Origin of the sequence: Rhodobacter sp. NTK016B (genome assembly GCF_017303295.1) — a bacterium.
Classification (GTDB): Bacteria; Pseudomonadota; Alphaproteobacteria; order Rhodobacterales; family Rhodobacteraceae; genus Pararhodobacter.
The window spans coordinates 1-276 of sequence record NZ_JAFKOK010000056.1; the positions used below are offsets into that span (position 1 = coordinate 1).

1 protein-coding gene is annotated in these 276 nt (G+C 53.3%); it reads left to right on the top strand.

The genetic code is table 11. The features are described 5' to 3' along the window. Positions 1 to 276: BCCT family transporter (locus JI664_RS23680; RefSeq protein WP_207016250.1), on the top strand; the 276-nt coding region annotated here is incomplete at both ends.

Here is a 276-nt window from a genome sequence, read left to right on the forward strand (position 1 = left end):
ACTGTATCGCGGAGATACCGGCTGGCTGAGCTGGTGGACAGTGTTTTTCTGGGGATGTTTTATTGGTTACGGTCCGATGATGGCAATTTTCATTGCGCGTATTTCTCGTGGCCGGACGATACGTCAGTTGATTCTGGCAGTGAGTGTGGCAGCGCCACTGATCACCTGTTTCTGGTTCAGCATTGTGGGTGGCAGCGGGCTGGCGTTTGAACTGGATAATCCGGGCGTGATTGCCTCGGGTTTCGAAGGGTTTAATTTACCAGGTGCGCTGTTGGC